The 6,789-nt window shown below is 37.2% G+C and carries 12 protein-coding genes; 1 reads left to right on the top strand and 11 read right to left on the bottom strand.

The window, feature by feature from the left end:
* Positions 1–125 precede the first annotated feature (125 nt).
* Positions 126–479 carry a winged helix-turn-helix transcriptional regulator gene (locus tag NBH14_RS23580; RefSeq protein WP_004326138.1) on the bottom strand — a complete coding sequence of 118 codons (354 nt, stop codon included), beginning with the start codon at positions 477–479 and terminating at the stop codon, positions 126–128.
* 124 nt (positions 480–603) lie between these two features.
* Here NBH14_RS23580 and NBH14_RS23575 point away from each other — a divergent pair, with 124 nt between their 5' ends.
* Positions 604–1,398 carry an EFR1 family ferrodoxin gene (locus NBH14_RS23575; protein WP_004326137.1) on the top strand — a complete coding sequence of 265 codons (795 nt, stop codon included), beginning with the start codon at positions 604–606 and terminating at the stop codon, positions 1,396–1,398.
* Here NBH14_RS23575 and NBH14_RS23570 read toward each other — a convergent pair.
* The 10 genes from NBH14_RS23570 to NBH14_RS23525 all read right to left on the bottom strand — a co-directional run bounded on the left by NBH14_RS23570 (position 1,356) and on the right by NBH14_RS23525 (position 6,688).
* Positions 1,356–1,574, bottom strand: a complete 219-nt coding sequence (locus NBH14_RS23570) for a hypothetical protein (protein ID WP_173023019.1) — start codon at positions 1,572–1,574, stop codon at positions 1,356–1,358. The genes NBH14_RS23575 and NBH14_RS23570 overlap by 43 nt on opposite strands.
* 17 nt (positions 1,575–1,591) lie before the next feature.
* A complete protein-coding gene (locus tag NBH14_RS23565; RefSeq protein ID WP_032581693.1) occupies positions 1,592–2,182 on the bottom strand; it encodes a DUF4948 family protein in 591 nt (196 codons plus the stop codon).
* A gap of 87 nt (positions 2,183–2,269) precedes the next feature.
* Complete coding sequence (locus NBH14_RS23560; RefSeq protein WP_117978523.1) at positions 2,270–2,776, bottom strand: hypothetical protein; 507 nt, start codon at positions 2,774–2,776, stop codon at positions 2,270–2,272.
* 197 nt (positions 2,777–2,973) lie between these two features.
* On the bottom strand, positions 2,974–3,315 hold the full coding sequence (locus NBH14_RS23555; RefSeq protein ID WP_029427319.1) for a hypothetical protein: 342 nt from the start codon (positions 3,313–3,315) through the stop codon (positions 2,974–2,976).
* Positions 3,316–3,390: 75 nt separating this feature from the next.
* On the bottom strand, positions 3,391–3,762 hold the full coding sequence (locus tag NBH14_RS23550) for an SMI1/KNR4 family protein (protein ID WP_029427320.1): 372 nt from the start codon (positions 3,760–3,762) through the stop codon (positions 3,391–3,393).
* A 36-nt stretch (positions 3,763–3,798) separates the two neighbouring features.
* The gene (locus NBH14_RS23545; RefSeq protein ID WP_050441492.1) at positions 3,799–4,137 is read right to left on the bottom strand and encodes a hypothetical protein; all 339 of its coding nucleotides are present in this window, start codon (positions 4,135–4,137) and stop codon (positions 3,799–3,801) included.
* A gap of 56 nt (positions 4,138–4,193) precedes the next feature.
* On the bottom strand, positions 4,194–4,757 hold the full coding sequence (locus tag NBH14_RS23540) for a hypothetical protein (protein WP_004319187.1): 564 nt from the start codon (positions 4,755–4,757) through the stop codon (positions 4,194–4,196).
* 48 nt (positions 4,758–4,805) lie between these two features.
* Positions 4,806–5,219: a hypothetical protein gene (locus NBH14_RS23535; RefSeq protein ID WP_009017698.1), complete on the bottom strand. Its 414-nt coding sequence runs from the start codon at positions 5,217–5,219 to the stop codon at positions 4,806–4,808.
* Between the two features lie 74 nt (positions 5,220–5,293).
* Positions 5,294–5,731, bottom strand: coding sequence for a hypothetical protein (locus NBH14_RS23530; protein WP_032581449.1), 438 nt, complete (start codon positions 5,729–5,731; stop codon positions 5,294–5,296).
* 81 nt (positions 5,732–5,812) lie between these two features.
* Positions 5,813–6,688: a molybdopterin-synthase small subunit gene (locus tag NBH14_RS23525; RefSeq protein ID WP_117926101.1), complete on the bottom strand. Its 876-nt coding sequence runs from the start codon at positions 6,686–6,688 to the stop codon at positions 5,813–5,815.
* Positions 6,689–6,789: the final 101 nt, after the last annotated feature.

The raw sequence follows: 6,789 nt of genomic DNA, 5'->3' as shown, positions 1-6,789 counted from the left end.
GTTGTAGTAAGCAGTCAAAACACGCTCACGGAATTCTTCTGAATAGAATTTCCTTTCTCGTCTAATCATAACTTGTACACTTTTTATAGTTATTACTGTGTAAAGCTATTTTAGGACAAGTCATTTCAATACTTATTTTTCCGTCTATTTTCCATTATCGTTTCAAAATTTTCTTGCCCCCATTGTTTCAACTGCTCTAAATAAGGGATTAAAGTTTCTCCAAATTCAGATACATAATATTCCACTTTGGGTGGAACTGTGGGATATATTTTTCTATTTACCAATCCGTCCGTTACCAATGACCGCAAAACAGTAGATAGCATCTTTTCCGATATAGAGGGGATTGTTTTGTATAGTTCATTGAAACGTATTACTTCATTCTCATGTAGCTTCAATAAGACAACTAAAGCCCATTTGTCACCCAGCCATTCCAGTATAGGGGAAGCAGAACAATAATCGTAATCTAACTTTTTTCTCATTTTTCTTTTATCCAACAAATTGATATACAGGAAAACTAACCTAAATGTAAGTTACTGATAACCAAGACAGTTCTTCTTTTTTTTAAAGAGACCTACTAACTTTGCTGTCGCAAAAATAAATGTTATGGACTATAAAAGCAAAACGGCAAACGACAAAGAAATATCCATCTATTATTTCTCCGCCACAGGCAACAGCCTGAAATTGTCGCAGGATATTGCGGCGGCTTTTGGAGGAGCCGGGCTGTTCAGAATGACACCGTCAGCTGGAATCACCGCATCGGACTCCCGAATCGTAGGTTTTATATTCCCCGTATATATGGGCGGACTGCCCGGCATTGTCCGCCGGTTCTTGGAAAGTTATCCGTTCAGGAAAGGCGTGTACTATTTCTCCATAGGCACATATTACACGTACAAGGGCTGTGCGGTGTCCGTTGTGGACAAAATCATGTCCGGCAAAGGCGTGCGTCTGGACTATGGCTACAACCTGCCCACCGTAGGGAACTGCCTGAAGGAATACGAGGTATCTTCAGTAAGGAGGACGAAGATACTGGAACGGGCGGAGCTTTACACTTCACGAATAATCGACGACTTGAAAAAAGGCAAACGGAAAAAGCCTTTCCCGTATTGCAGGTTATCGGATCTGTTGCACAAAGGGCTGTTCAATGCTTTTTTCAGTCGCTCGCACTTGAACTTCTCCTTGGAAAATGGTTGTATGGGATGTGGTGTCTGCGAACGTGTATGTCCCGTGAACAATATTACGCTGAAAAACGGAGTGCCCCGGTGGGGAACCGGTTGCGAGGCTTGCCATGCTTGCGTACACTGGTGTCCCCGGAATGTCATTCAGATCGGGAAGTCCAAAGGGCGGCTGCAATACCATCATCCAGCTGTAAAAAGAACGATGCTGTACCGTGTGGAATGACGGGTTCCTATGCTGCGTATCCAGAGATTCCGGTCTGTTTCCCGTTTGTAGGATTCCACCGGAACCAGCCCGTTCTTGCGTTGTTCATGCCGACAGGTCATAGAAACGATATGGATGACCTTACGCATCCTTGTCATCATCTGGAAGAATCGGCGCATGTATTGGAATATCCTCATGCGTCCCTCTTTGCAGGTTATCGTGAATGGTCTAACTCAATGTACCAGCCTTCCCTGACGGGCTTGTACAGCGTGGTGTCGTTGTACGTCCTGCGATAGATCTCGTTCAGGTCGCCGTGTTCGGTGATACGGATGTTCCGGCGGCTTTCCAATCCGGGATCGTAAATGAAACTCTTGGACGTTCCCGCATCCACGATGCCGTGGGAATAGTACGGCATAACGAGGCTCACATATACCGAATCCGCCGTTTCCCATTCCCTGCGGTCAACAAGGACAAGACCGCATCCAATCTCTGACAACAAGGAATCGAGCTGTATTCGGTCTGGCTTCAGCAGCCCATATACCGGGAGGTCTTGTTCGTCATTCGTTTCATGGGATGTATCGCTTTGCTCTGTTGAATCAAGTATAATGACCTCTTCCGGAGAAAGCGGCGGATAGTGGAAACTGCCTTCTGAACTCTCTGCCATGATTTCGTACACCTTGCGGAACGCCGCCTCGTGCGTGGCGAAGTGGCGTATCATTTCCTCGTCGCTCGGCGGCATGGGCGGCTCTCCGCAACTTGCGGCAAACAGGCTTGCTAAAAGCAGGATTATGGCGAATGTTCTCATATTCTTATGTAGATGATGCTTGGCAGCGCTTCGCTTTAAGCGGCAGTGCTGTTTGTTATCTAAATCTTAATGTCTTTATTGGCAAAATCAAGGCACTATTTCGTAAACGGTTCGCTCATTGTTCCTGAAAATGGTATGCTCAATCTGGCTTCCGACCTTTACGATACTGTCTATGTCAGCATGGACTTTCAGGCTAAGGACGGGAGCGTATTTCAGATGCTCGTAATCGACCGGAGTATTGTTATAGGTTGTTTCGACAATAGGATAATTATGTTCCTTTGCGAACTGTTTCAAGGTATCTATGTAGGGAAGCTGCTCTTTACCCATAGCTTCAAAATCTATGTAAAACTTTCCGTTCTCCAGCACAAAGTAGATGCAGTCCACACCATTGGAACAAATACCTATAAAATCATAATCAGTATTTCCTGCCTGCACGTTTCTCAATACATCCGGCAGTTTGTCTATCGTAATCCGGGCAGCAACCGGGATATTGGAGTTTATACCGTCGTTTTGCGTCACTCGTTTATTCCCATGCCCGCAACTCAATAAACTTAAGATAGAAGTAAATATTCCCATAATTTTTAAGAATCTCATAGTTTTATGCTTATTATTAAATAGATAACATGTAATTATATACGTTTTCCGCTGTATATCTTCGCTCAATTACAAATATATATATAAGGGCGAAACTTCGGAGCGTTCGGTCTTCCTTTTTTTCTATGGTATGCTTAAAAGCAGTTTTTGCGGGCGGTTGTTTGGGCGTTCCCCTTCGGGTCGGGCTTTTGTAGGTCTTAAAATTCCATATTCTCCTTTTTATAATTTTTATAGCGAATGTTTAGAACACCTTTCCATTCTTGACTTGGACAGGCGTTTATTAACTGGATATATTTGTCGCCATCATCAATACGTATGACAGATTCCACCAGTTTTAATAAGTCCCACTGCAAATCATAAAAAGAACTCTCGGGAAAAATTTGTACCAATACTTCAGCTTCATCAAATGATATGGGGAGTTGTATTCGCTTTAATAATTCATCATAAGAACGTATAACTTCAACAATGTTATCTGGATCATTGATGCTTTCATTAGGCATACGACCTAAATCTTTCAACTGTAAAATTTCAGTTCTCATATTATTGTTTTTTTAGAGTTCATGATGTCTGGCAGCTAATCGACCTTTATGGGCAATTGAGGTGCGTGTTAGTATTTATTTTTCATTTTGACCTATGAAATCAAAGATATTGTTTGATTCCTTTTCCATTTCCAAAGAACCCAAAGCGCCTAAATCATTTGAATATATAGAATTATCAGTGGGGTTACCGACATTTATGAAGTACCCTAAATCCCCATCTTGTCCTATCATAAAATAATTTGGCTCAAAGTCTTTTATTTGATATGTTTGATTTCTTTCCTCTAAATCAGAGTATGAATACAGACATATACCCGAATCATCCACTTCATACACATCACCATCATTGATTTTAGCCAGAAAATCAATGTAAAGTTGCGGAAAAATAATGTTGAGCTTTGCTTGAAGCTCTATAATCCTCTTTTTTATTTCTTTATTGTCGGCAATCATAACTTCATATTATTTATTCCTTGTAATTTTAAGAACCTATTCAGTAGTAATATTAAGATCTTGTTTATTTCTCCATGCTATCCTAAGATAATTACCTCTTATTAAACCTTTATCACGGTAATGTCTAACTATTTCAGAGGGCGACCAATCCTTGGCATCGGAAAATAATGTTCCGATTTCTATTAACTTTTGAAAAAGAACTGCTCGCTTTTCTACATCGCCAGTAGGCATTGAAATAGAATAGTATGGTTCTACTTTTTCAAATCCAATACTGATAAGTTCATTCTTAAAATTGTCATTATCATTGGCTATAAATATATTATTTCCAGCCAATTCAATAGCAACGACTTTATCTTGTAATTTTTCATTCATCATGTTAAACACTAATGTTTGGTGGCTAACTAACCTTTATAGGAATGTTCAGCCGCTTGTTATAATAAGTTTCCAATATCAAAGCCTAATTCTTTTAATACATTTGTTTGTTCTTTTTGGTATTCTAAAGTTCCACTATGGATAAAATCTTTATTTACAATATAGCTATTAGGGAAATCCTTGTAATACCTCATTAGAAAGTCTGGTATAATTTTATAAGTATTAAAACAAAATAAAATCTTACCAGATTTTACTAATCTAATAAACTCCTCTTTACTTTCACATTGATAAAGGTTCCCATCTTCATGAAAAACTCTGCATTGATCAAGAAATAATTTCATGTTGAAATTAGCAAAATTAGCTAAATATTGAGGGCGTTGCCACCGCGCAATATCTGTACTGTCTGGAGATGATACGACTTTTCCCCATATACCTCGTTTTATAGGAAAAGAGTTACAGCTAAAATAGAGACGATAATGGGTTTGAGCAAATGTCTCTTCATTCAGTTCGCCTTCTAATGATGAAAAAACGCCATAACATTCGTTTGTCAAAAGTCTTACATAATATAATTCACCATTTCGACCATTAATTTTATAAATTGCCCCCAACTCATATTTTGCCATAATGCTTTGATTTTTATTTATTATAATGTTCGGTGTCTAACTTATTATTTAGATGTTAAGCCATTTGTTATCAATCTTCTTTCTATGTAATTTAGTTCTATCTATATCTTTATAGAATAGTATTTCATTTTCATTAATACTATCAAGATATACTAAATCATAAATGTCTTTTACCCGTATTAATCGCATGGAATTAAGTTCTATTACAGATAGCATAAATCCTGAAATACAAAATTTACGAATATACATTGGAATAAATACTAAATTTTCGTGATACAATAATGGACCTCCAAAGCGTTTGTCACAAAAGACTTTCTGCCCATTTACGATAAGATTGCCAACCAGAGGACCACCTTGGCATATTTCATTCAAATTTGTGTATTGAATATGCCAGTTATCTTGTTGTATATCTTTTGTAAATCCCCAAGGAGTATCTAATTTATTTACAATTCCAATGCTCATAAATTTCTATTGATTGATAATGTCCGGTGGCTAACCGACCATTAAGGGAGGTTTAGCCGATTGTTATCGTTCTGTTATCTTGTTTCTATTAATTGCCCTATTTCTCCTGTTTTTACATTAATTGAAAAGCGAAAATCGCAATTTGATATATTGATGAAAAAGTATAAAATTCCATTTTCAACTCTCACATCAACGAAATGTAGTGCTCTACCATAATATAGATTCCCGTAAGTAGCAATAAACAAATCAGACACATTCCAAACTACCTGATTTGCTCCGTTCAATACATAAGCTAAATTGAATCCACCTGTATATGGATTCTCAACAACACCGACTACATTATCATGTTCTAATAAAATAGCGCACAAACCACCTTTTTCTTGTTTCCGATTATACACCTTTCCATTACATTCCCATGAAATCTCAATAGGAAGAATATCTCCAACAGAGTAACATGATGTTGTACCCGGAGAAATTGGGCGAATATATTTAAATGACTCTATTTTATTCATTCCATTTATTTTTTATGAACGGTAATGTTTTGTGGCTAACCGACCATTCAGGGGAGGTTAAGCCGCTTGTTATCGACCATATTATATCACAAATTTATTCTTCACCCACTTTTCTATTTGTTTTTTGTTTATGCCTTTGCTTACTGATAAGTATGCTATTTTTTCAAAATTGAATTGAATACCAAAATAATTCTCTACCTCACAAACAAAATTATTAAGATTTAATAAATTTGTAGTGCTAAATACTGTCTTATCAACACTAATTGCCCAAATACCACTATCTGAAAAAGTAATTCGTTTTTTTCGAGAGGATACTGTATTTTCGATTTCTATTTCGTAGGTATCTCCCATTGTTCGCGGGTTACTCAACCGCATTTCAAATGAAAATCTTTGCTCTTTTTCTTCATCGGTAAGTTGGCTGGGAATGATCCATTCTCCATCTGTTGTAATTTTAACAGTTACACACCAATTATATTTATCCGAAGGCACTATATTGAGGTTTTTCAATAATATATATGCAGGTAAATCGTCGGAGATTTCATCATAATACTTTCGTATCTTATCGAATAAAGGGTGCTGAATTTCCGAATAGCCAAATAATTCAAATAAAAAATGTAAGTAAAACGGCTTGCCGTGAATATATTTGTCTATAAGTTCGTCGAAATACCTTAAGACATTCTCTTCTTTAGAGAAGGCCAAAACTGCCCATACTCCTCGTAAGCCAACAATATCATGATGCTCACAAAATAGTCTTTCAGTTTTATCATACTCCGCCAAACATTCTAATAGAAAATTATTTATTTCTACGGTTGAGAACTCTTTAAGTTTTATTACATTCTTATTGTCAGGATAATAACCATCAATTTTAATTTTGTTATACAGCCGGTTGACCAACTTCCCGATTTGTTTTGGCAAATGGTCTTTCTTCTCCAATATGATATCTCTTAAATCCGTCATATTTAAGTCATTTAATTATTTATCAGTTAGTTAATCTTTTTTATGGTCGATAATATGTAATTATCCACGTTTTCCGCTATTATCTTCGCTCAATTACAAAT

This window comes from Parabacteroides caecihominis, assembly GCF_023656785.1.
In the GTDB taxonomy this organism is placed as follows: domain Bacteria; phylum Bacteroidota; class Bacteroidia; order Bacteroidales; family Tannerellaceae; genus Parabacteroides; species Parabacteroides segnis.
The sequence above is the reverse complement of the archived record's forward strand: the minus strand, read 5'-3'. Positions and strand labels throughout refer to the sequence as shown.